The 24,182-nt window shown below is 35.0% G+C and carries 22 protein-coding genes; 16 read left to right on the plus strand and 6 right to left on the minus strand.

What is annotated here, in order from left to right:
- Positions 1 to 2: 2 nt before the first annotated feature.
- Positions 3 to 1,856 (plus strand): aspartate--tRNA ligase, encoded by a 1,854-nt coding sequence (aspS, locus tag LGAS_RS04230; RefSeq protein WP_003656307.1) that lies wholly within the window; start codon positions 3 to 5, stop codon positions 1,854 to 1,856.
- A 263-nt stretch (positions 1,857 to 2,119) separates the two neighbouring features.
- On the opposite strand, the gene LGAS_RS04235 is transcribed toward aspS, so the two are convergent.
- Positions 2,120 to 2,959: a hypothetical protein gene (locus tag LGAS_RS04235; protein ID WP_003647436.1), complete on the minus strand. Its 840-nt coding sequence runs from the start codon at positions 2,957 to 2,959 to the stop codon at positions 2,120 to 2,122.
- 124 nt (positions 2,960 to 3,083) lie between these two features.
- On the opposite strand from LGAS_RS04235, the gene LGAS_RS04240 reads away from it, so the two are divergent.
- On the plus strand, positions 3,084 to 3,524 hold the full coding sequence (locus LGAS_RS04240; protein ID WP_003647435.1) for an 8-oxo-dGTP diphosphatase: 441 nt from the start codon (positions 3,084 to 3,086) through the stop codon (positions 3,522 to 3,524).
- Between the two features lie 30 nt (positions 3,525 to 3,554).
- Here the strand turns inward: LGAS_RS04240 and LGAS_RS04245 are convergent, their stop codons facing one another.
- On the minus strand, positions 3,555 to 4,202 hold the full coding sequence (locus tag LGAS_RS04245) for a hypothetical protein (protein ID WP_003647434.1): 648 nt from the start codon (positions 4,200 to 4,202) through the stop codon (positions 3,555 to 3,557).
- Positions 4,203 to 4,391: 189 nt separating this feature from the next.
- Between LGAS_RS04245 and LGAS_RS04250 the strand changes: the two genes are divergently transcribed.
- The 3 genes from LGAS_RS04250 (at position 4,392) to LGAS_RS04260 (ending at position 6,282) form a co-directional block, all read left to right on the plus strand.
- Entirely contained in the window at positions 4,392 to 4,793 is a 402-nt protein-coding gene (locus tag LGAS_RS04250; protein WP_003655033.1) for a hypothetical protein, read from the plus strand.
- Positions 4,794 to 4,877: 84 nt separating this feature from the next.
- Complete coding sequence (locus LGAS_RS04255; protein WP_025012236.1) at positions 4,878 to 5,258, plus strand: DUF1828 domain-containing protein; 381 nt, start codon at positions 4,878 to 4,880, stop codon at positions 5,256 to 5,258.
- Positions 5,259 to 5,475: 217 nt separating this feature from the next.
- On the plus strand, positions 5,476 to 6,282 hold the full coding sequence (locus LGAS_RS04260) for a Rib/alpha-like domain-containing protein (protein WP_003647431.1): 807 nt from the start codon (positions 5,476 to 5,478) through the stop codon (positions 6,280 to 6,282).
- A 68-nt stretch (positions 6,283 to 6,350) separates the two neighbouring features.
- Here LGAS_RS04260 and LGAS_RS04265 read toward each other — a convergent pair whose 3' ends face one another.
- A complete protein-coding gene (locus tag LGAS_RS04265; RefSeq protein WP_003647430.1) occupies positions 6,351 to 7,703 on the minus strand; it encodes an APC family permease in 1,353 nt (450 codons plus the stop codon).
- 271 nt (positions 7,704 to 7,974) lie between these two features.
- Between LGAS_RS04265 and LGAS_RS04270 the strand changes: the two genes are divergently transcribed.
- The gene (locus LGAS_RS04270) at positions 7,975 to 8,616 is read left to right on the plus strand and encodes an NAD(P)H-binding protein (protein WP_003647429.1); all 642 of its coding nucleotides are present in this window, start codon (positions 7,975 to 7,977) and stop codon (positions 8,614 to 8,616) included.
- Positions 8,617 to 8,688: 72 nt separating this feature from the next.
- Here LGAS_RS04270 and LGAS_RS04275 read toward each other — a convergent pair whose 3' ends face one another.
- Both LGAS_RS04275 and LGAS_RS04280 read right to left on the minus strand, forming a co-directional pair.
- Complete coding sequence (locus LGAS_RS04275; RefSeq protein ID WP_003647428.1) at positions 8,689 to 9,300, minus strand: DedA family protein; 612 nt, start codon at positions 9,298 to 9,300, stop codon at positions 8,689 to 8,691.
- Between the two features lie 8 nt (positions 9,301 to 9,308).
- Entirely contained in the window at positions 9,309 to 10,235 is a 927-nt protein-coding gene (locus tag LGAS_RS04280; protein ID WP_003647427.1) for a nucleoside hydrolase, read from the minus strand.
- 143 nt (positions 10,236 to 10,378) lie between these two features.
- Here LGAS_RS04280 and uvrC point away from each other — a divergent pair, with 143 nt between their 5' ends.
- The 8 genes from uvrC (at position 10,379) to LGAS_RS04320 (ending at position 19,540) form a co-directional block, all read left to right on the plus strand.
- Positions 10,379 to 12,181: an excinuclease ABC subunit UvrC gene (gene uvrC / locus LGAS_RS04285; protein WP_003650438.1), complete on the plus strand. Its 1,803-nt coding sequence runs from the start codon at positions 10,379 to 10,381 to the stop codon at positions 12,179 to 12,181.
- Positions 12,182 to 12,288: 107 nt separating this feature from the next.
- Entirely contained in the window at positions 12,289 to 13,575 is a 1,287-nt protein-coding gene (gene obgE / locus LGAS_RS04290) for a GTPase ObgE (protein ID WP_003647426.1), read from the plus strand.
- A gap of 28 nt (positions 13,576 to 13,603) precedes the next feature.
- A complete protein-coding gene (locus LGAS_RS04295; RefSeq protein ID WP_003655020.1) occupies positions 13,604 to 15,529 on the plus strand; it encodes an acyltransferase family protein in 1,926 nt (641 codons plus the stop codon).
- Between the two features lie 13 nt (positions 15,530 to 15,542).
- The gene (rnz, locus tag LGAS_RS04300; RefSeq protein WP_003647424.1) at positions 15,543 to 16,472 is read left to right on the plus strand and encodes a ribonuclease Z; all 930 of its coding nucleotides are present in this window, start codon (positions 15,543 to 15,545) and stop codon (positions 16,470 to 16,472) included.
- Positions 16,473 to 16,476: 4 nt separating this feature from the next.
- Complete coding sequence (locus tag LGAS_RS04305; protein ID WP_003647423.1) at positions 16,477 to 17,271, plus strand: SDR family NAD(P)-dependent oxidoreductase; 795 nt, start codon at positions 16,477 to 16,479, stop codon at positions 17,269 to 17,271.
- Between the two features lie 9 nt (positions 17,272 to 17,280).
- Positions 17,281 to 17,607, plus strand: coding sequence for a lipopolysaccharide assembly protein LapA domain-containing protein (locus LGAS_RS04310; protein WP_003647422.1), 327 nt, complete (start codon positions 17,281 to 17,283; stop codon positions 17,605 to 17,607).
- 116 nt (positions 17,608 to 17,723) lie between these two features.
- Positions 17,724 to 17,915: a 50S ribosomal protein L32 gene (gene rpmF / locus LGAS_RS04315; protein WP_003647421.1), complete on the plus strand. Its 192-nt coding sequence runs from the start codon at positions 17,724 to 17,726 to the stop codon at positions 17,913 to 17,915.
- A 59-nt stretch (positions 17,916 to 17,974) separates the two neighbouring features.
- Positions 17,975 to 19,540 (plus strand): bifunctional metallophosphatase/5'-nucleotidase, encoded by a 1,566-nt coding sequence (locus LGAS_RS04320; RefSeq protein WP_003647420.1) that lies wholly within the window; start codon positions 17,975 to 17,977, stop codon positions 19,538 to 19,540.
- 64 nt (positions 19,541 to 19,604) lie between these two features.
- On the opposite strand, the gene LGAS_RS04325 is transcribed toward LGAS_RS04320, so the two are convergent.
- The gene (locus LGAS_RS04325; RefSeq protein ID WP_003650447.1) at positions 19,605 to 19,805 is read right to left on the minus strand and encodes a YjzD family protein; all 201 of its coding nucleotides are present in this window, start codon (positions 19,803 to 19,805) and stop codon (positions 19,605 to 19,607) included.
- A gap of 102 nt (positions 19,806 to 19,907) precedes the next feature.
- Between LGAS_RS04325 and LGAS_RS04330 the strand changes: the two genes are divergently transcribed.
- Entirely contained in the window at positions 19,908 to 23,024 is a 3,117-nt protein-coding gene (locus LGAS_RS04330) for a DNA polymerase III subunit alpha (protein WP_003647418.1), read from the plus strand.
- A gap of 174 nt (positions 23,025 to 23,198) precedes the next feature.
- The gene (pfkA, locus tag LGAS_RS04340; RefSeq protein ID WP_003647416.1) at positions 23,199 to 24,158 is read left to right on the plus strand and encodes a 6-phosphofructokinase; all 960 of its coding nucleotides are present in this window, start codon (positions 23,199 to 23,201) and stop codon (positions 24,156 to 24,158) included.
- Positions 24,159 to 24,182 lie beyond the last annotated feature (24 nt).

The raw sequence follows: 24,182 nt of genomic DNA on the forward strand, positions 1-24,182 counted from the left end.
TTATGATGAAGATGGAAAAAAGAACTGATTATGCTGGTAATATAACTAGCGAATACGAAGGACAAGAAGTAAACCTTTATGGTTGGGTACAACGCGTACGTAATTTAGGTAACTTGGTATTTATCGACCTCCGTGATCGTGAAGGTATTGTTCAAGTTGTTGTTAATAAAGATTCTGGTAAAGAATTAATGGATATTGCCGATTCTCTTAACAATGAAGACGTAATTGAAGTTAAGGGTAAGGTTGTTAAGCGTTCTAGCGTAAACCCAGACATGAAGACTGGTGAAGTTGAAGTTGACGCAACTGAAATTGATGTTTTAAATAAGTCAAAGGTACCACCTTTTGAAATCAAAGATGATATCAATGCAGCCGAGCAAACTAGATTGAAGTATCGCTACCTTGATTTACGTCGCCCAACTTTACAAAAAGCAATTATGCTTCGTTCAAAGATTTTAAAGGCAACTCACGAATATTTTGATGAAAATGGCTTTATTGATATTGAAACTCCAATCTTAGGTAAGTCTTCTCCAGAAGGTGCGCGTGACTACCTTGTTCCATCAAGAATTTACCCAGGTAGCTTTTATGCACTTCCTCAATCACCACAATTATTTAAGCAATTATTAATGGGTGCTGGTTTTGATAAGTATTACCAATTAGCACGTTGCTTCCGTGACGAAGATTTGCGTGGTGATCGTCAACCTGAATTTACGCAAATTGATATGGAAACATCATTCACTGATGAAAAACAAGTTCAAGACTATACTGAAGGTCTTTTGAAGAAGATCATGAAAGATGTAATGGGAATTGACTTGAAGACGCCAATCAAGCGTATTACTTGGGATGAAGCAATGAACAAGTATGGTTCTGATAAGCCAGATACTCGCTACGAAATGTTTATTCATGACTTAAGCCCAATCTTTAAGGATTCTGACTTCAAGGTCTTCTCTGGTGCAATTGCTGACGGCGGTTACGTAAAGGGAATTGCTGTTAAGAATGGTGCTAAGCAATATTCACGTAAGAAGATTGAAGAAAAACAAGATTACATCAAGCGTTACCACGCTAAGGGATTGGCATGGGTTAAATATGAAGATGGCGAGTTCTCAGGACCTGTTTCTCGTTTCTTAACTGATGAAAATAAAGAAGCTTTGAAGAAGGAATTTGACCTTGAAGGCGGCGAATTAGTAGTATTTGTTGCTGATAAGTGGAAGGTTGTAACTGATTCTCTAGACCATTTACGTCGTGAATTTGCGAAGGAAACTGGAATTATTCCAGAAAATGTTTACGACTTTGTTTGGGTTGTTGACTGGCCACTATTTGAATATGATGAAGGTCTAGGTCGCTGGATTGCTGCTCACCACCCATTTACTATGCCAGATGATGAAGGAATTAAGTTGCTTGATACTGATCCACACAAGGCTCATGCACGTTCATACGATATTGTTATGAATGGGGATGAAATGGGTGGCGGATCAATCCGTATTCACAAACGTTCAATTCAAGAAAAGATGTTTAAGGCACTTGGCTTTACTAAGAAGCGTGCTTATGAACAATTTGGGTACTTACTTGATGCTTTAGATATGGGATTCCCACCACATGCTGGTCTTGCAATCGGATTAGACAGATTTGCTATGATGTTAGCTCAAAAGGACAACATTCGTGACGTAACTGCCTTTCCAAAGAATGCATCTGCTTCAGAACCAATGATGCATGCTCCAGCACCGGTTGCTGATCAACAATTAGATGATATTGGTATCAAAGTAGAAGACAAGTATGAAGACAGCGTTAAAGAAATTGAAGCACGCCTTGAAAAGGAAGCTCAAGAAGACGCTGATAAGAATTCAACTTGGGATGAATAAAAACTAGTTTAATCAAAAAGAGTAAGGATTATTTTTGAGAGATAGTCCTTACTCTTTTTTGATTGGCTGAAACTAAATAAAAATGATAATATTAAACTTGAAGATTGTTGTAATGACGGGATTTGTTTAGTATTCTCCACGTATGTGGAGATGATCCTAGTGAAAAAACATTGATTAACGGTACTGTTGTTTATTCTCCACACCACGTAGATCCATCAAAAAAAGGATGTTTCCATGCACCAGAAACATCCTTTTTAAAATATCTATTTACCAATCAATTGCTGAAAATCGCTAACTAACTTTTGGAAAGTTGCATTCAAATTTTGCATAAATTCATTTTGATTATTTTTCATTTGATTCAACAAAGAATCAGCTTGATTTGGATTTTGCTTGATCTGATCAATTGTAGAACCTAATTGATCAATTTGATTTTGTAAAGCTTGATTATTAGCTGCATTATTTTTCAATTGCTGATTTTCATTCTTGATTTGATCTAATTGATTCTGTAATTCTTCCTTATTTTGATCCTGTTTATAATTATTGATAGCATTCTGCAACTCTTTATTTTGTTGCATTAGTTGCTTATTTTGCTCAGATAAATTATCTAGTTTGCTATTTGTATTATTGAGCGCATTACTTTGAGCTTGCTCATTTTGAACAGTGTCATTATGTGCTTGGCAAGCAGAAATCCCAAAAATAATTGCAATTAGTAATACAAGAACGCCAAGTACAATATAGACACCTTTTTTCTTACTTTTCTTTTTTGGACTAGGTGTTTGAGCTGGTGTCTTATATTGTGGAGCAGGAGTTGGACGGACCGGGGGTCTATCGTTGCTACTTACATTATTCTTATCAGTGACCCAGGCTTGAATTTTCTTAGTTGCATATTCATTATTAGAACCGATTGCAGTGATGATTATCGGATAAACGCCTGCTTCTGAACGGTTAACAGCCTTTTTATTAATACTTAAATTGTCATTTGAAATGAGCTGTCCATTTTCAGTTACAGTTAACTCTAATTGAGAAATTATCTCTTGGTTAGTTAAGTTTTGATTTAGTGGCCATGTGATAGAATCAACACGGGTATTAATTTGCAAAGTCATTTTTAATTTCCTTCTAAAACTCTAATCTATGTATATTAATTATACTAATAAATAAGTATTTAGAAAAATGAATCGATAGTAGTAAAATAAAATTTAATTATTATAGAAAGTGAAACCCTAAATGATGAAACGTTCTGAGCCCGTAACTTTAACTAACATGTGTATGATTAAGAAAAAAGATAAAATTTTAGTTCTTGATCGAAATGATCCTGTTTGGCCTGGTTTAACTTTTCCTGGTGGTCACGTTGAACCGCATGAGTCTTTTCATGATTCCGTAGTTAGAGAAATCAAAGAAGAAACAGGTCTCTTTATTAAAGATCCGCATTTAGTTGGAGTAAAACAATTCTTTGATAAAAATGATGAACGATATTTAGTCTTCTTTTATATAGCTACTGACTTTACTGGAACAGTAAAGGCTTCTGATGAGGGAAAATTGACCTGGATGACGAAGGAAGAATTGATAAGTAAAAAATTAGCCTATAATTTTGATCATGATCTCCCAGTTTTCTTTGATAAAAATTTAAGTGAACATCTATTAGACGGAAAAATAGATCAAACCTACTAAAAAAGACACTCAATCGAGTGCCTTTTAATATTAATCATTTTGAACGTCTTCACTTGATTCGTTTGAATTAGAATCATTATTTTGAGTAGTTGTTGATTGTTTTTCTTCGGTTGAAGTTGAAGTATCACTAGATGAAGAACTGGAAGTTGATGTACTTGGTTCTGATTTTGAGCTACTTACAGCTGAACTTTGATGGCTTGAATCAGTATTATTATTAGTTGACCAATTATTACTGTAATAGTAGTTACTTTTTGGAGTATAGTAGCTATAATTTTGACGAGGAATAGTGTATAAAGCAGTACCAAAATTCGATTTTAAACTTCTATTGGTTTCAGTACTGCTTTCACGCTTAGAATTATTTAAAGATGGAAGAGCTGAACTGGAACTTTGAGCTTCTGAGCTTGAGTTAGTTTCATTTTTATCAAGGGTGTCAATTTGATCATCCATCTTTTTATTTTCATCTTTTGACTTATCTTTTTTCTTTTTGTCTTCGTTCTTCTTTTTAGGTTGTTCCACTTTCTTATGTGACTTTTTATGAGAAGAAGATTGAATGATTGCATAATCCTCTGCGGAAGACTTATGTTTAGGTTCCACTAAGTTATTACGGCAACCGGCAAGTAACAAAAGACCACAACTTAAAGCACCAACAATTAACTTTTTCAAATTAAATTCCTCCACTTAAAACTCCTTTTATTATAACCAAAATTAGTGATATAAGATAGCAAAATTAAGCGATTTTAACTTTATATGAAAATAATATATTTTTTTCAAATTTAAAAGCTTAAAGAACAAATTTGGGGAGAGAAAAGATATAATAGAAAGTGTAGTTAATTAGTTTGTTAAATAAAGATGTTGGAGGTCAATCTTATGTATGATCTTGAAGATGTGATGATAAAATCTTTTAGAGATGATAATGGCATCAGTTCTGCATTTTCTATTGAACCTGTCGACGATAATGAGTACCGGGTTTCTACTAATGTTGTTGATGGATTAAATGATATGATCCACTTTAATTTGATTGTGTATCCTAATGGAACTTATGCTTTAAATGATCGTGTTTTCACCGCTAGAATGATTGATGATAATATTGGGAGTTTTTCAAGTATTGCGACTGATGTTGCACGTTTGGCTAGTGAATTTGGCGTTTTGCTTGATGATCGTGGTGAGTTAACTCGTGATTATATCGATAGTCGCGATTTGAGAAGTGAAGTTAATAACTTTACTCAATTATTGAATCGAGTAGTTCAGTTTGCTCAGCTTAACAGATAGGATACTAAAGGAGTCACTATAATCAGGCTTCTTTTTTTTTACCATTTTAGGTTATAATTTGTTGAAAATAGGGGAGTGATAAAAATGAAAAATTCTGAATTAAAATTAATTGAGCAAGCTTCACTTGACTGGTTAAAACAAAATATTCAATTTATTCAAGCTGGAGAGGACATTGAAGTTGTGACGCCGCTAATTGGTGCCTATGGTGATTTAGTGTACTGCTGGATTGAAAAAGAAAAAGATGGCTATCGAATTACTGATGATGGCGGAACATTATTCAAATTAGATCCAGCTCAAGAAAATTTTGATTTACTTGAAGAAGCTGCTGATATTGTGATTGGTGCTGGCTTTGAATTTGATGAAGATACTTCAGAAATTTATCAAATTGTAGCTCAAGAAAATATTGCACAGACTTTAAGTGACTTTACTCAATTGCAAGTTGCTTTAACTTATCTAGCTAGCTAAGAAAATAGTTCATCGTAATTTCAAGCGTAAACTTTTGGGTTTTAAAAGTAGATATGATATAAAGATAATGAAAGCGGTAAAAGTAGCGATTTCTTAAAATATTACAAAGAATGTAAAAAATCTATTAATTTGTAATATTTTTGTAAAACTACTGTATAATAAAAGTAAATAGAACAGCAAGTTAAAGTATAGCTTACCTTGCTGAGGAGCGTGAATTATGATGAGACAAATTAATAAAAGAAACATAATGACGGGGTTAGGAGCAGCAGCGTTGCTTGCTTCTTTAAGTTTGAACGGTACTGCTTTTGCAGCAACTACTGATAGTGCAAATGCAGGTGCTGAGCAAGCCAAGACTTATCAGACTCAGCTTGAGCAACATAAAAACTTACAAGCTTATACTAATCCTTTATCAGTCAAAACTTTGACCACTACCAAAGGTGTTTTACCAGATGCAACAAGTGGTATTTCTAATTGGAATACAGTTCCAGCAGGTACAGTTGCAAATTGGGATCAAACTCCTGAAATTAACAAGGTAGGAACTAGTTACGGAACTGTTTATGTGACTTTTCCTGACGGATCAAGATCAAGACTTGCAGTTTATGTAACTGTTAAAGATACTGCAGCACAAGATTCTAAAACAAATAAGTCTAATGTAAAAAGTAGCTCTTCAACTTCAATATCTTCATCTGATGCAAGTAAGCAAAGTAGCAGTTTAAAAGAAGATGTAGAAAAATCTACTGCTAAAGTTAATACAAACAAGAGTAGTGATGAAAAAGCGAATAAAGATGTAGTAGTCAAAGATCTTGGTTCTACTACGGTAACTGAAAAGAATGTCAGCGTAGTAAACAATTCTAAAGATAATAAGAAAAATAGTAAAAAAACTTCTAATCCTGTTTCAGTTGCTACGCAATTGCCAGAAACTGAAGGAAAGGCTGTTAACCCGTTAGTAGTAATTGGTGGGTTACTAGTAGCAGCAATTAGTGCAGTTGCTATCTTTGGCAAAAAAATAAAGAATAGACTTTAAAATTATTATAGAGAATAAAAAAAGAGCTTACGACTTAAAATCGTAAGCTCTTTAATTTATCCAAATTTTTATTTTATATGTCTTAGCTTAGCTAAGAAGTCGTCATGCTCTTTTTCTAGTTTTTCATCTTTATCAATAAAGAAATAACATGCAGCAGCAAGTACAGCAACTACCGCGCCTAAAAGCAATGTCTTAGGCGTAAAATTAGTTACCATGTAGCAAGAAATAATTAAAGCAATAATTGGAACAGTATATTTTCCAGGAAGAGAAAAGCCATGAGTTGGATATTCATTACTGTGTTTAAACTTGATAACGGCTAAAATTGATGGCACATACTGAACAAATGATGCTAAAACTGTACATGAAACAAGGAAGAGGTAGCTTTGAGTAGCCAATGCAGCAGATAAAATTGCTGTGAAAATAATACCTACCCAAGGTGCATCATGCTTGTTTTTCTTTCCAATCCATTTTGGCAACATTCCATGTTCATTAGCAAGAGAAGCAATTAATGATGGAGTATTAAATGAAGCACTAAAGGCAACGCCAAAAATTGAAATTAGCATGCCAATGATCATAAAGGCAAAGCCCCATTGACCAACGCCAGTTTTTAAGGCACTAGCTAGAGGATTAGAATAGGATCCTAATTTTTGACCACTCAAGCCAATTGCTACTAAAAGCATTAAGCAATCAAGAATTGTGACACTAGTCATTACGGCAATCAAAACTCGAGGAATATTCTTTTCAGGATTGTTCATTTGTTTTGCAGCGATTGGAATAAATGAAAAGCCAGTAAACAAATAAAAGATTGGTGTAAATGCATCGCCAAAATGTTTGAAAAATGGTGTAACACCAGTTAGTGCCGCATGTGGAATTACGGGAGTGAAGTTTGCTTTTTTAATAAAGAAAGCTCCGACGATAATAAAGACGATTAAAGTAATTATCTTTGCGGCTGCTGAAATATTATTGACAATTTTTACCCAAGATCTACCGAAGAAATTAATAACTGAAAACAATAAAATTAAGAAAATAATACTACCAATATAGACAGCATTATTTTTAAAAATCGGTAGAAAACTCTTGAGGACAGTAAGCAAAGCTACTACTTCAGCTGAAAGAGTTGTGCAACCTAAAAACCAAGTGAAAATGCCGAGCTCATAACCAGCAAAGCGACCAAAAGCATTATAAGAATAAAGCCATGCTGCTCCTGATTGTGTAAAACGGCTCGATAAGTCAGCATAGCACAAAGCAATCATGCTGACAGTGACAGCAGTACATAGAAGAACAAGAATTGCTGTTAAGTTCATGTAACGATAAATTACAGAAGGTAGCAGGAACGTTCCTGATCCAATGACCGCATTAATACCTAAGAAATATATTGATATAAAGGAGAGTTTCTTAGGTACAGAATTATTATTAGTCATGTTTTTACCTCTCTATCTAGTAACGTTCTCCTTTATCTATTGTAATGCTTTAAAAAAGTAAATCTATACGAAATTTGAAGAAAAGCTAATAAAATCAACATCACACAGTTGACTTATTAATAATAAGTATCACTATTAAATTGTAAGTAAGAGATAGCTAGGTAAGGAGAAAATTATGACTGAAATTATTCAAATTTGCACATTAGCTAAATAATAATTTGGGAAGTTTTTATTAGAGTGAAATTATGCTTTTTATAATGTGAGGAAAAAAATGACAAAAATTGCTATTTTAGGTGCTGCTGGTCAAATTGCTCAATTAGTTGAACCAATGCTATTAAAGAAAGACAACATTGATATGATTTTATATCTACGTCACCCAAATAAGTTAAAGCAAATTAATGAAGCTAGAGAAAAGGTAATTAAGGGAGACGCAAGTAATTTTAATGAGCTGAAAGAAGCTTTAACGGATGTTGATCTCGTTTATGCAAATTTAGCTGGGGCAAATATTGAAGAGCAAGCAAAAACTGTTGTTAAAGCAATGGACGCAAATAATATTAAACGTTTGATCTGGATTTCGTCCTTAGGAATTTATAATGAAGTCCCTGGAAAATTTGGAGAATGGAATAAAAATATTTTGGGCTCATATTTAACGACTTATCGGGCAGCTGCTGATCAGATTACGGCAAGTGATCTAGATTACACAATTATTAGACCAGCTTGGTTAACTAATAAAGATGAAATTAGTTATGAAAAGACTGTTGGTGCCAAAACTCCATTTAAGGGAACAGAGGTATCACGTTTAAGTGTAGCTGACTATATTGCTGATTTAATTGAAAATCCAACCAAGGATGTTAAGGCAAATGTTGGATTAGATAAAGCAGGTACTGACGGAGACAAGCCCGCTTGGTATTAAAATTTAAAGTTAATAAAACTTAAAAAGAACGGTCATGACCGTTCTTTTTGTGTATTGATCTACAGTAAAAATCTACTTCTTAATTCGAGTCTTATACCATTTAATTCCGAAGTAAATAAATAAAATTAATAAAAGGGCAATAATTACGAGCGTGTAGTCATCGAAGATTCTAACCACGACTTGCCAATTTTTCCCCATATAATGTCCTAAGCCAACCAAAACACTGTTCCAAACTAAACTTCCTAAAGTAGTTAAAACTAAAAATTTAGTCCAGCCAACATGAGCGATACCTGCGGGGATAGAAATCAAACTTCTAACGACTGGAATACAGCGACCATAAAAAATTGCGCCAATTCCGTGTTTGTCGAACCAGTCGATCGCCTTTTGTGCATCATCTTTTTTGAAACCTAAAAGTTTAAATAGTTTAGTTTCAAGTAGTTTCTCTAATCGCGGTAAGGTTAGATTCCGGCTAATTGAGAATAAAATTATGGCTCCGATAACTGAACCTAAAGTAGAGGCGAGGATAACTCCAATTAGAGTTAATTTTGTTCCACTAACTAAGAAACCTCCCAGTGTCAAAATTACCTCAGAGGGAATTGGAGGGAAAATATTTTCTACGGCAATTAAAAGAATAATGGCAATGTAGCCAAAGCTTTCGATAAATTGTGTTAACCAAGTTGTCATCTATATATTTATTGTCTTTCTAAAATTTTGTCTATTTTTTCAAAGAATGAATCTTTATCTGCTTTTGTCACTTCAGTAATTTCTTTTCCATTAGGATCAATGAACATTCGTCCGCTTGCTAAGCCTGAAGTAATTACATTGGCTTTAATCTGACGAGTTTCAACGAGTTCAGGATATAATGCAGACATAGTTGTTAAAACGTCCCACAAGTATAGTTCTGCATTAGGTACAGAGATAATTAGACTGTATCCTAAGCCAACTAAATCAATAGCTGGATATTTTCTTAAACTAGCCCAGTGCTGTCGAAGTTCATCGGTTAATGGCAATTCTTCAGTACTTTCAAGACCTACCATTTGAATGTCGAGGTCTGAATCTAGAACACGTCTTACAGCCTCTGGATCCCAGAAAGCATTCCATTCTTGCGTTTCGTCTGCATCAACACTCACTACATTGCCGTGCCCATCTAATGAACCACCCATCCAGTAAACTTTTTCGATTTTTGACTGAATAGAAGCATCTTCATCTAAAGCTCTTGCCAGGTCAGTAATTGGTCCGGTCATGATTAGAGTAACTGGACCATCTGCCTTTTTAATTTTATCAATCATATCTAAATGGGCAGGAAGTGGAGCTTCAGGTGTTTTAATTTCTCCGCTTTCATTCAAAATAGGGAAGTAATTAAAGGAATAAGTTGCCATGCGCCACTCTTTTGGAAATTGATGAATTGCACGTGAATTTGAGCGAGCTACTTCTAACTTATCACCGCGTAAGTTAAATTTATCGACCATTTTTCGACAAGCTTCTACTGCTGGATCGATATATCCATCACCATCAATTGCGCTGATTCCAATTAGTTTGATATCAGGTGCTTGCAATAGTAAAAGAAGTGAGACCAAATCATCGATGTTTCCATCATGATTAAAATAAATATTTTTCATTTATTTGCGACCTTTCTTTTTGTTTACTTAATTATTTTATAAAAAGATAGGGTAGAAGGTAAATAAAAAAGACATCTTACTTGGTTTTAAGAAGGAACGTGATAAAATACTATGGGAATTTTAATAGGAAGGAAAAATAATTAATGGCAACGGAACACATTGAAAATAAATTAAAGCTTCTACCGGACAAACCAGGTTGCTATTTAATGAAAGATATAAACGGCAACGTGATTTATGTGGGAAAGTCTAAGAATTTGAAGAACCGCGTTCGTTCCTATTTTAAGAGTAAACAAGTTGGTCGGCGTGCTGAACTTGTTCGTGAAATTCGTGATTTTGATATTATTACAGTTTCTTCTGACAAAGAATCTTTTTTACTAGAAATTACTTTAATTAAAAAATATCAACCATACTATAACGTTCAACTAAAACAAGGTACGGGTTATCCATATATTGAAATTACTAACGAAAGAGATCCGCAAACACGTTTAACTTCATTTGTTCATAAAGATCATGGCTACTATTTTGGCCCTTATCCAAATGTTTATGCAGCCCAAGCAACTTTAAAATTTATTCAAAAGGTTTGGCCGCTAAGAAGATGTTCAGGTCATCAGGGACGCCCATGTCTTTACTATCATATGGGACAGTGCCTCGGCGCATGCTTTAAAGAGGTGCCAAAGAGTGCTTATGATAAGCAAATTAGAAAAATAAAGCGTTTTTTAAACGGTGATATTTCTCAAGTTAAACAAGATTTAACTGAAAAAATGACTCAGGCTTCAATGAATTTGGAGTTTGAGCGGGCGGCTGAATTTAGGGATCAGTTAAAATATATTGAACAAACCGTTGAAAAGCAAAAAATTATTTCTAATGACCATACTCAGAGAGATATTTTTAACTTTTACGTTGATAAGTCATGGATTTCGATTCAAGTATTTTTCTTAAGACAAGCCAAGTTATTACGGCGGGAAACTAGATTGTTTCCACTAACAGATACTAATGAACCGCAGGATGCGTTTGTATCGTTTATTGCGCAATTCTATGGTCAAAGAAATCGTGTTTTACCAAAGGAAGTCTTAGTTCCAGCTGGAATTGATAATGAGGCTTTAGCTGAAGTTTTAGGCGTAGCGGTAAGAACTCCGCAAAGAGGTCAAAAACGGGCTTTATTAGAGATGGCACATGACAACGCTAAGCTAAAACTAGATGAAAAATTCCGCTTGTTAGAATTAGGTAACCGCAAGACCAAGGGTGCACAAAAAGAGATTTTTGATGCTTTGGGTTTGCCATATGGCCATCGAATTGAAAGTTTTGACCACTCTCATATTCAAGGTGCTGACCCTGTTTCTGCCTTAGTTGTATTTACTGATGGCGAACCAGATAAACATGAATATCGGAAGTATAAATTAAAAGGTGAAGTAGAACACCAAAATGCGGCTGACGAAGTAGGAAATACACGCGAAGTGGTTAGAAGACGCTATAGTCGTCTTCTGAAAGAGCACAAGAAAATGCCTGACTTAATTTTAATGGATGGTGGTCAAATTCAAGTAGATGCTTGCTTAGATGTTTTGAGAAATGAATTAAACGTCAATATTCCAGTAGCAGGGATGGTTAAAGATGACCATCACCGCACCAATCACTTGATTTTTGGTGATCCTACTCAAGGAGAAGAATTAAAACTCATTCCTTTAAATCCAAAATCAGAAGGTTTTTACTTAATGACAAGAATTCAGGATGAAGTTCACCGATTTGCAATTACTTTTCATAGAAGAACTCATGCTAAAAATGCTCTTTCAAGCAAATTAGATGAAATTAAAGGGATTGGTCCGAAATCTAGAAATAAGCTTTTGCGCAAGTTTGGATCTTTAAAGAAAATTAAAGAAGCTTCAATTGAAGAATTACGAGATGCGGGTTTAACTCTTCCGCAAGCACAAACTGTTAAATTGAGTTTGTAAAATAACGATAAAAGACCTGATTTAATAGGGCTTGATATGGTATCATAGTTAAGAAACTTTAAGAATTTTTTTAATTATAACTTGATATATAAAAGGAGGCATACTTAATGTTTGTCGACCAAACAAAAATAGATGTACAAGCAGGAAAAGGCGGCGATGGTGCAGTTGCTTTTCGTCATGAAAAATATGTTCCACTTGGCGGTCCAGCTGGTGGAGACGGTGGCCGAGGCGGCAGTATTATTTTAGTTGCTGATTCCGGTTTGAGAACTTTAATGGATTTTCGCTTTAGACGTAAGTTTAAGGCTGATAATGGTGAAAATGGTCGCATCAAATCTCAATATGGTCGCGGAGCTAAAGATGTCCGCTTAAAGGTTCCAATGGGAACAAGTGTCTATGACTTTAATACTGGTGAACTTTTAGGTGACTTGGTTAAAAATGGTCAAGAGCTTGTAGTAGCTCGTGGCGGTAAGGGCGGCATAGGTAATATTCACTTTGCTACTCCAACTAGAACAGCTCCAGAAATTGCTGAAAATGGTGAACCAGGAGAATTTCGTACCTTACGCTTAGAATTAAAGGTATTAGCAGATGTAGGACTAGTAGGGTTTCCATCAGTTGGGAAATCAACGCTTTTGTCTGTTGTAACTAAAGCAAAGCCAAAGATTGCAGCTTATGAATTTACTACTTTGACGCCAAACTTAGGAATGGTTGTTCTGCCGGATGGCCGCGACTTTTCAATGGCGGACTTGCCCGGATTAATTGAAGGTGCATCTAAGGGGGTAGGCCTTGGAATTCAATTTTTGCGCCACGTTGAACGTACAAAGGTAATTTTACACTTAGTTTCAATGGATCCAAATAATGGTAGAGATGCCTATGAAGATTATGAAACAATTCGCAAGGAATTAGCAGGCTACACTAAGGATTTAACAAGTAAGAAAGAACTTATTGTAGCAACGCAAATGGATATTCCTGGAAGCGAAGAAAAACTAGCTGAATTTAAGAAGAAATTAGGAGATAAGACTGTATATCCTATTTCTAGTGTTACCCATCAGGGTGTCAGCGAACTAATGGGTAAGACAGCAGATCTTGTTGAAGAAGTTGCAAAAGAAGAAGCTGAAAAACCAGCAGAAATTAAAGTTGCCGAAAAAGAATATGTTTATAAAAAGCCTGAAGATGATGGATTTAAGGTTGAGCGAACTGGCGAGCATAGCTTTATTGTTACTGGCAATAAGTTAGAGCGTCTTGTTCAAAGAACGAATCTGGATCATACTGATGGAATTATGCTTCTAGCTCGTAAATTAAAGCGGATGGGTGTAGATGATGCTTTAAGAGAAAAGGGAGCAGTAAACGGCGACGATGTATCAATAGCTGACTTTACTTTTGAGTTTGTAGATTAATAAAAATTAAAAGTTGGGAGTAAGACTTTTGAAAAGAAAGAACCGCTTTATTACAGGCTATGCCGGACTTCGTGCTTTAGCTGTTATTGGAGTAATTCTATATCACCTTAATCCAAATCGATTTATGGGTGGATATTTGGGTGTGCCGATATTTCTAGTACTGTCTGGATATTTAGTTACAGACCATATGTTTCATGCCTATGAAGAGCGGGGAAAATATGACTTTAAATCTTTTTATATAAGACGAATCAAGAAATTATACCCCCAAATGATTGCTCTGTTATGGGGATGTAGTGCCTATATCTTACTTTTTCAGCAAAATCTTTTAGCTAAGTTAAATCAGATAGTAGTTGCTAACCTCTTAAATGTTTATAATTTTTGGCAAATAAAGAATGGTCAGAGTTATTTTGAACGTTTTGCCTCCAATGAATCTCCATTCGTTCATTTATGGACAATGTCAATTGAAGGACAGTTTTATATTATTTGGCCTCTGGTAATTTTTCTATTAGTTAAATTAGCCAAAAAGAAAAAGATAATTTTTTGGATTATTACAGTCTTAACTGTATTTTCTGCTTTAGAGATGGCCTTTTTATTTAAGCCAGGTGTTGATACAAGTAGAATTTACTATGGAACAGATACGAGATTCTTTTCATTAGGCTTGGGTGCAATGTTAGCAGTATTTTGGCCAACATGGAAGTTAAATGCCAACCTTGAAAAGGGAGATAGACGACTCTTAAATATAATTGGGAGTGTAGCCCTAGTCGGTATTTTATTGATGGCTACTAGTCCAATCTTTAACCCGCAAAAAGCTTTTGCTTACCGTGGCGGGATGTTTTTATTCTCCTTAGTAACAATGATTTTTGTAGGCGTAATTGCTCATCCTGGTAGTAGTTGGAATAAATGGCTGACTAATCCTGTATTTAGCTGGATTGGGTCCCGGTCATACGGAATTTATTTATATCAGTTCCCAGTGATGATTTTCTTCGAAGATAAGGTCAAAGATATTGCAGACCATGTAATTTTGTACCATTTAATCGAAGTTGTTTTAATTTTAATAATTGCAGAATTAAGTTATCGTTTTATTGAAAAACCATTTGGACGGATTGATTGGGAAAAACTACGTCAATTTTTATCAAAAGCCTTAAATTTTCAAGCTAACCATTATCAATCAAAAGCATTATTTGCGACTGGAATAGTTGTCTTTATTTTAGGTAGTTTTGGAATTCTTAAGGCACCAACTGTAAAGGCCGAAAATCCCAATCATTCAGAACTAGCAACTCAAATTAAATCGAACCGAAATAAACAACTTAAGAAGAATAAAAAGTTAATTAAAGAAGCACAATCTAAAAAGAAAAAATCAGCAACTTCAAAATCAAAAATCCTAAAGCAAGCTAAGAAAGCAGCAGCAACCAAACCCGTAAATAAGGATTTTGAAAAATATGGCATTTCTCAAGTTGACTTGCAATTAGCGCAAAAAATCCAAGTAACTGCAATTGGGGATTCCGTGATGGCAGGCTCTAGTCAAAATTTGCAAAAGTTAATGCCGCATTTGATTGTTGATGCAGCTGTTTCTAGACAATTGGGTGACACAATTCCTCTTTTTGAACAGTACAAGAATAAAGGTGCTTTAAACAATAATGTATTGATCGGTTTAGGAACAAATGGTGCTTTTGCTCCTAAAGAACTTGATCGTTTAATGCAAATTATTGGACCAAAGCGGCATGTTTTTTGGATTAATACGCATGTTCCAACACGTGATTGGCAAGATCAAGTTAATAGTGAATTGGATGCAGCGGCTAAAAAATATCCTAACCTAACCATTATCAAATGGCATGAGTTTGCCGGGAGTCATCAAGATTGGTTCTATGATGATCATACGCACCCAACTACAGCAGGATCAAAATATTATAGTGCTTATGTAACTAAAATGTTAGTTACAAAAGGAAAGTATTAGAAATAGGGTTTTCATGGAAATACAATTTTTAGGAACAAGTGCTGGGCAGCCGTCAAAAAGCAGAAACGTTTCTTGTACCGCACTTAAATTATTAGATGAATTAAATGAAGTATGGTTATTTGATGTAGGTGAAGCTACACAGCATCAAATTTTAAAAACTAACATTAGACCTAGAAAGGTAACGCGAATTTTTATTTCGCATACTCATGGCGATCATATTTTTGGTTTGCCAGGTTTTCTTTCATCTCGTTCCTTTCAAGGCGACGGTGGTCCATTGACAATTTATGGACCTGCTGGAATTGAACAATTTGTGCAAACTTCTTTGAAAGTTTCAAGAACTCGCGTATCATATCCAATTAAATACGTTGTTTTGAAAGAAGACGGTTTAATTTTTGAAAACAATCTTTTCGCCGTTTATACTGCCCGTTTAGATCACCGCGTACCAAGTTTTGGCTTTCGTGTGGTTGAAAAGCCACGTCCTGGTGAATTATTGATGGATAAGGTTGCAGAATATAATGTGCCAAATGGGCCACTTCTTGGTCAATTAAAAGCCGGGAAGACAATTACATTAAGCGATGGTCAAAAATTAGATGGGCGAGATTTCCTTGGCAAAGAGCGTCCAGGACGAGTTGTTACAATTATCTATGATACACGTCCAACAGAAAACATTGGTAAGCTAGCTGATCATGCAGATGTTTTAGTTCATGAATCTACTTTTAATGGTGATGAAGAAAAGATGGCGCATCGCTATTTCCATTCAACTTGCTTAGATGCTGCTCGTATAGCAAGAGATCGTCATGTACGAAAGCTTTATTTGACCCATATTTCTGCGCGCTACACGGGAAAAGCAGGTAAAGAATTAGAACATGAAGCGAGAAAGATCTTTAAGCATACTCGTTTAGCTAATGATTTAGATAGTTTTGAAATTACATTGAGGGGATAATAATATGAGTAATTCGTTAAGGGATAAAGTCGTAGTAGTTACTGGAGCTTCAAGTGGTATTGGTCGCTCGATTGCGTTAGAGAGTGCTAGCCGAGGAGCAACTATCATTTTAATGGCTCGTCATCAAGATAAATTAGAAGAAATTGCCAATGAAGCTCGTCAACTTTCAGGAAACGAAGTATTTGTATTTCCAACTGATATTAGTAAAGCTGATCAAATCGACCGTGCCTTTAATGAAATTATTAGTCATGTTAACCACATTGATTATCTCGTTAATGCAGCTGGTTTTGGCGTCTTTAAAGAATTTTTAGAAACTTCACCTCAGGTAGTGACTGAAATGTTCCAAACTAATGTCTTAGGTTTAATGTACTTTACCCGTCTTGTTGCACGGGTAATGATTGATCAAAAAAATGGTCAAATTATCAACTTTGGCTCAATTGCTGGAATTGTACCTACTACTAAAACTGCAGCATATAGTGCAACTAAGGCAGCTATTATTCAATTTTCAAATGTTTTACGTTTAGAATTAAAGCCATTCGGTGTTAAGGTGATGACAGTAAATCCTGGACCAGTTTATACGAATTTCTTTAATACCGCAGACGAAAGTGGATCTTATGTAAATAATGTACAACGTTTTATGCTTGATCCTGATGATGTAGCTTGGCAAGTGGTTCATTTCTTTGGTTCTAATCGTCGTGAATTGAATTTACCATTAAGTCTAGCTACTTTAGCAAAACTTTATCAGATTTTCCCACGCATTGGTGATTGGGCAAGTTTGAAATTTGCTAGTAGAAAGTAGGGAAAAATAATGAATAAGCAAAGAAATTTAGTAATTGGACTAATAATCGTTTTAGTGCTTGTAATTTTCGCCTGTTTAAATACTGAACCAGTAGCAATCAATTTTGGCTTTTTCCAACCTAAAATGCCTTTAATAATTGTCTTAGTTATTATGCTTTTACTGGGAGCTTTAGTTTCACTTTTAATTGGAAGAGGAGAAAAAGTTTCTCCAGATGTAAAAAAAGCACTAGCAAAACAGAAGAAAGAATTAGATAATAAATATCGGAGTGAAATTGAATCTAAAGATAAGCAGATTGCTGAATTAAAGAAAGTTAACAATTCTGAAGCTACAAAATAAGATTGGACTTGATTTATCAGCTCTTAGATTGTATTATTGAAATACGTGAGTATTTAGTGAATTTGTTTATTCAAAGGTTCGCAAGTCTCAATTCTATAAAAAAGGAGATCTAACTAATGGCAGTTCCTGCAAGAAAAACTTCTAAGCAAAAGAAACGTTCACGTCGTGGTCATATTAAATTAGCCACACCAGCAATGCATTACGATGCTACTACTGGTGAATACCGTTTAAGCCACCGCGTTTCACCAAAGGGCTTTTACAAAGGCCGTCAAGTTGCTAACGAAAACAAGCAACAAAATAACGATTAATTAAAGACACCTTGGGGTGTCTTTTTTTATGTAATTTTTGATTAAAGGAATAGGTATTAATGAAATTAGTTATTTTACATTCAAGTGATACGCATGGCTTTTTAATGCCAACTGATTATCAAAATAAAGACAACTACGATGCTCCAATTTCTCTTAGTCGCGTAAGTAGCGTGGTTAAAAGTGAAAAAGAAAAATACGGTGCTGAAAATGTCTTAGTTACTGATAGTGGAGATTGTTTGCAAGGCTCTCCTTTAGCTAGCTACACTCAAAAGTTGCCTGAAGATGAAGGATTGCGTAAATTTACTGAAGCTTATAATGAAGTTGGATATGATGCACGTGCATTAGGCAATCATGACTTTAATTATGGTTTAGATTATTTATCCTACTACGTTGATAACAATCGTGCTCCATTTATCAATGATAATATTTTAGACGCAGCAACAAATGTACCTTTCTTTGGAAAAGAATATACGATTATTGAAAAAGCTGGTCTAAAAATAGGAATTATGGGAATTACTACCCAGTATATTTCTCATTGGGAATCAGAAGATCATATCAAAGGTTTAAAGTTTGTTTCTGGTTATGATGTACTTTCTAAATTAGCTAAAAAATTGCGCCCACAAGTAGATATTCTTTGTGCTCTATATCATGGTGGCTTTGAAAGTGACCCATTGACTGGAGAAGCAACTGAGCCTCATACAGGCGAAAATGAAGGTTATAAAATCTTAACTGAGATCCCGGAAATTGATGTCTTTTTAACTGGACACCAACATCGTCGCCTAAACTTAGTTACGCGTGATACGGCAATTGTTCAGCCAGGCTATCGCGGAGAAGCAGTTGGTAAAGTGGTCATTGATTTTGATAAGGATACGAATGGTAAAGTTAAAATCAATAATATGACTACTGAATTGATTGATAGTAAAGATTATGCACCAGATCCAGCAATTGAAAAGATCGTTAAGAATCTAGATGAAGAAACACAAAAATGGCTAGATCAACCTATTGCACACTTATCTGAACCAGCGCCAATTGAAGATGCTATTAAAGGAAGAATTGAGGGAGCACCTTTTATCAATCTTATTCAGCAAATGCAACTTTGGTTTACCGGAGCAGATGTTTCGGCAACAGCAATTATGTCTGAATCTGCTCATGGTTTTTCAAAGAATGTAACGATGCGAGAAGTATTATTAAACTATCCATATGCAAATCAACTCTGCATTGTTAAGTTGACTGGAAAAGAATTAAAGGAAATTATTGAATACTCAGCTGGATTCTTAGAAAAAGATAAAAACGGTAAAATTAAGTTTATTGATCGTTGGATTACGCCAAAGCCAATGCTTTATCATTTTGATCTTTTCTATCCAGTAAAATATGAAGCTGATCTTTCAAGACCAGTTGGTCATCGATTGACTAAAGTAATCTTAAATGGCAAAGATCTTGAAGATGATAAGGTATATAAGTTAGCCGTTAACAACTATCGTGCTTTAGGCGGAGGATTTTATCCAGCTTATAGTATGGATAAGATTGAAAAAATCTTTGATCAGGACTACGTACAAATGTTTAGCGAGTACTTAACTCATGGTGATATCAAAGTAGATACTACTAAGAACTATAAATTTTATTAATTATGGTACTAAAAAAGCTGTTTCATTATGAAACAGCTTTTTAAAATATTCAAATTTAATTCAATTAAAGTTTATTGTACTTACTCTTGTCTTTGTAACTCTTAGCAGTAATGGCGGGAATAATAATTGCGAATAGCAAGCCAAAGACTGCGCCAATAATCAAAGATTGCATAGGATTAAATTGCATCTGAGTTAAAGATGCAGCGATAAAACCGATAACTTCGCAAAAAATGCATGACCAAACCATAGTAATAATATAGCGCATAATTTCTCCTTCTTTCGCTAGGTATCTTAGCAAAAATAAGAGCTTTACGCAAGCCAAGAAGAGAGAATTTGCTATACTTAAATTATTAGAAAGGGTGAGCATATGGGAACAGTTAGTTTGCAAAACCTTAGTAGCTTTACATTATTGGAGAGTCCAACTAAAGTTAAGGATTTAGCTGAAAACGCAAAGAAAAAAGGTTATTCTGCACTTGCCTTGACGGATGTGAATATTACTTATGGCTTAGTTAACTTTTATAAAGCAGCCAAAGAAACTGGAATTAAGCCTCTATTAGGGATGCAGTTAAGAATTAATGGTTTGATTGATCAGGCGAATAAGTATGATTTAATTGTCATAGCTAAAGATGATCAAGGTTATAAAAATATCTTACGTTTATCAAGTGCAGTTAATCTTTTAACCGAAAATGGTGAAAAAGAAAATGTTTTAGAGCTTGAAGAATTAAAAAAATATCTTGGTCATTTAGTTATAATTACGCCTAGTAATTTACATAGTGAACTAAAGATGCTGCAAACTAATAATCCTAATATGGGGGCTAATTATGTTCGTATACTGAAGGATGCTGTTCCTACATCTTCATTAGTTTACTTAGGTGTTTATGCAGATCAAGGACAGCAAGAATATATAAATTATCTTCGTTCGTTAGCAACACAATTTGAACTGTCATTAGCTGCAGTCGAAGATGGACAATATCTTAATCGCAACGAGCAGTTCTTAAGAAGAACTTTGCAAGCTATTAAAAGTAACACCCATTTAGAAAATGTGGAGCAGTTAGCTAAGCAAGCTGGTTCGCACTACTTAAAGACTAGCGAAGAGTTACAGGTTAATTATCGAAAATTTGAAATCGAAGATGCTTTAGAAAATGCTGAAAAAATAGGTCAACTTTGCAATGCTAAGATTACATTTCAAGATCCACAGTTACCAAAATTCAAGCAAAATAAATTTCCAACATCAAAAGAGTATTTGCATTCATTGGCCCAAAATGGTCTTGCTAAAAGATTTAAGGGACAGATTCCGGAAAGATACCAAAAAAGATTAGATTATGAACTAAAAGTAATCAATGAGATGGGATTTGATGATTATTTTCTTATTGTGTGGGATGTGATGAACTTTGCCCATAGTGTCCATATTACAACTGGACCTGGTCGAGGCTCGGCTGCTGGCTCACTTGTCTCATATGCTTTAAGAATTACTGAAGTTGATCCGCTTGAATATAACTTGCTATTTGAACGTTTCTTAAATCCTGCTCGTCAGCAAATGCCAGATATTGACTTAGATATTCCAGATAATCGACGTGATGAAGTAATCAAGTATATGTTTGAAAAATATGGGATGAATCATGCCGCCCAAATTTTAACCTTTGGTACTTTAGCTGCTAAGCAAGTTTTAAAAGATGTTTGTCGTGTTTTTGGACTAAACAAAGTTGAAACATATCGTTGGTTAGATGCAATTCCGCATGCAAAAGGAAAAATTACTTTAGCAGAAGCATATCAAAAATCAAAAGAATTACAGCTTTTAGTTAATACAAATACTTTTAGCAAAATTTTGTTTGCAACTGCTGAGCATTTAGAAAATTTACCACGTCATTATTCAATTCATGCAGCCGGTTTAGTAATTACCGATGATTCATTAGCAGAGATCGTGGGCTTACAGGCAGGCCCTTTAGGAATACCAGTAACGCAGCAAACGAAATTAAACGTCGAGTCCTTAGGATTATTGAAAATTGACTTTTTAGGCTTAAGAAACTTAACTATTTTGGGCAATATTATTGCAGCATTAAAATCAGAGGGAGTTGAAATTGATCCTAATCAGATTCCGTTAAATGATCAAGAAACGCTTGCTTTATTTCAACGTGGTGATACAGATGCCGTCTTCCAGTTTGAATCTGATGGGATTAAACGTGTTTTAGAGCAGCTTCATCCAGATAGTTTTGAAGACATTGTTGCTGTAAACGCCTTGTATCGCCCAGGTCCAATGAATAATATTGGACATTTCATTAACAGAAAACATGGTAAGGAAAGAGTACAATATCCCGATCCTAGCTTGAAGAAAATCTTAGGACCAACTTACGGTGTTTTAGTTTATCAAGAGCAAGTTATGCAGACGGCTCAAGTCTTAGCTGGTTTTTCTTTAGGTGAAGCCGATCTGTTAAGACGAGCCATGTCTAAGAAAAATGCGGATGTAATACAAAAAGAAAGGGAGAAGTTCATCCAAGGCGCCGTTAAACTGGGCAGACGAAAAGAAGTAGCAGAGCAGGTTTATGATTATATTGCTCAGTTTGCTAATTATGGTTTTAACCGGTCGCACGCAGTTGCATATAGTAAAATTGCCTTTTGGCTTGCCTACTTTAAAGTTCATTATCCAGGTGCTTTTTATCTTTCTCTTTTAAACAGTAATATTGGTAATCGTAATAAGATTGCCCAATACTTGATGCAGGCTCAAGAAGCTGGAATTAAGACTTTGCCACCGGATATTGAGAACAGTCAGGCAGATTTTTCACTTGAAAATGGCAAAATTTTAGTCGGTTTGAAGGCAATTCGCGGATTAAGAAGTGATTTACTGAAGCAAATACTAGAAATTAAACGGCCAATTAAATCAATGACAGATTTTTTGTGGAAGATTGATAATAATTTACTGAGTGCTGATGCCATCGCAAATTTAATTAAAGCGGGCGCTTTTGATCGACTAGCTCCAAATCGCAATGAACTTTTGAAAATAAATAAAGACTTGGTTGAAAGTGTAAAAATGGCAGGTTCAAACTTATCTTTATTCGAAACATTGGAGCCAAAAATTGAAGAGGAAAAAATGCCGACTGCTGCTGAAAAATCTGCAATGGAAGTGGAAGCAATGGGCTTTAGTACTGGTATTAATCCAATCATTGCCGTTCAAAAATATGCTAGAAAGTATAACGCGAAAAGGCTGCAAGCTTTTGAGAGTAACGAGCAGGGAATTGCGGTCGGAAAATTAATGAGGATAAAGCAAATCACCACCAAAAAGGGTGACAATATGGCTTTTGCCGTTTTTAGCGATAGTAGTGGCGATAAAGATTTTACAATTTTTCCTCAAGTATGGAAGAAAGTAGAAGAAAACTTAAAGATTGGCGATATATATTTATTGCAGGTGAAGACACAAAGTGATCGTTTTAGTCCAACTAAGACGCAATTTTTACTTTCAAATGCTCGCAAAGTTAATTTTAAAGATTAATTTAAAACTTTTAAATTCTAGTAAAATAGATTCTGATAGGGTTGAAAGCGAAAACATTTATTTAGCAGGCTTTATTAACGAAAAAAATAGGATTATTTTTGAAGACAATGAGTTAAAAAAATGGTACGATAAAACCGATGTGAGTAAAACACAGAAAATCGTAGAGGTGAATTCATGAAACGGATTGGTATTTTAACTAGTGGTGGAGATGCCCCTGGTATGAACGCTGCCATTAGAGCTGTTACTCGTACAGCTTTGGCAAACGGTATCGAAGTTTGCGGAATTCGTTACGGATATGCTGGTTTAGTTGCTGGCGATATTTTCCAAATGACTTCTGAAACAGTTGCGGACAAGATTAACCGCGGCGGTACCTTTCTTTACTCAGCTCGTTTCCCAGAATTTAAGGAAGAAGAAGTTCAACTTAAGGGAATCGAACAATTAAAGAAGCATGGAATCGATGCTTTAGTTGTCATCGGTGGTGACGGTTCTTACCATGGTGCATTGAAACTTACAAGACATGGCTATAATGCTGTTGGTCTTCCTGGTTCAATTGACAATGATATTCCTTACACTGATTTCACAATTGGTTTTGACACTGCATGTAATACTGCAATGGAAGCCATTGATAAAATTCGTGATACTGCAACAAGTCACCAACGTGTATTTGTTGTAAATGTTATGGGTCGTGATTGTGGAGATATTGCAATGCACGTTGGTGTTGCTACTGGCGCAGATGCAATTGTTATCCCAGAAGAGCCTTATGACATTAAGGAAATTGCTGAAAACTTGAAGCAAGGATTTGCTAATGGCAAGAAGCATGGAATTGTTGTTTTAGCAGAAGGTGTTATGGACGCTAATAAATTTAAGGACGAACTTCTTAAGTATGGCGACTTTGATGCTCGTGCTAATATCTTAGGTCACATGCAACGTGGCGGAAGCCCAACAACTCGTGATCGTGTATTAGCAAGTGAAATGGGAGCTTATGCTGTTAAGTTGTTACTTGAAGGTAAGGGCGGCTTAGCTGTTGGTATTGAGAACAACAAGCTTTCTCACCATGACATTCTTGATTTGTTTGATGCAAAACACCACGGTAATTATGCGTTATACTCATTAAACAAAGACTTAGCCAAGTAGTTTTTGATTTTGTATTATAGGAGA

This window comes from Lactobacillus gasseri ATCC 33323 = JCM 1131, assembly GCF_000014425.1.
GTDB lineage: Bacteria > Bacillota > Bacilli > Lactobacillales > Lactobacillaceae > Lactobacillus > Lactobacillus gasseri.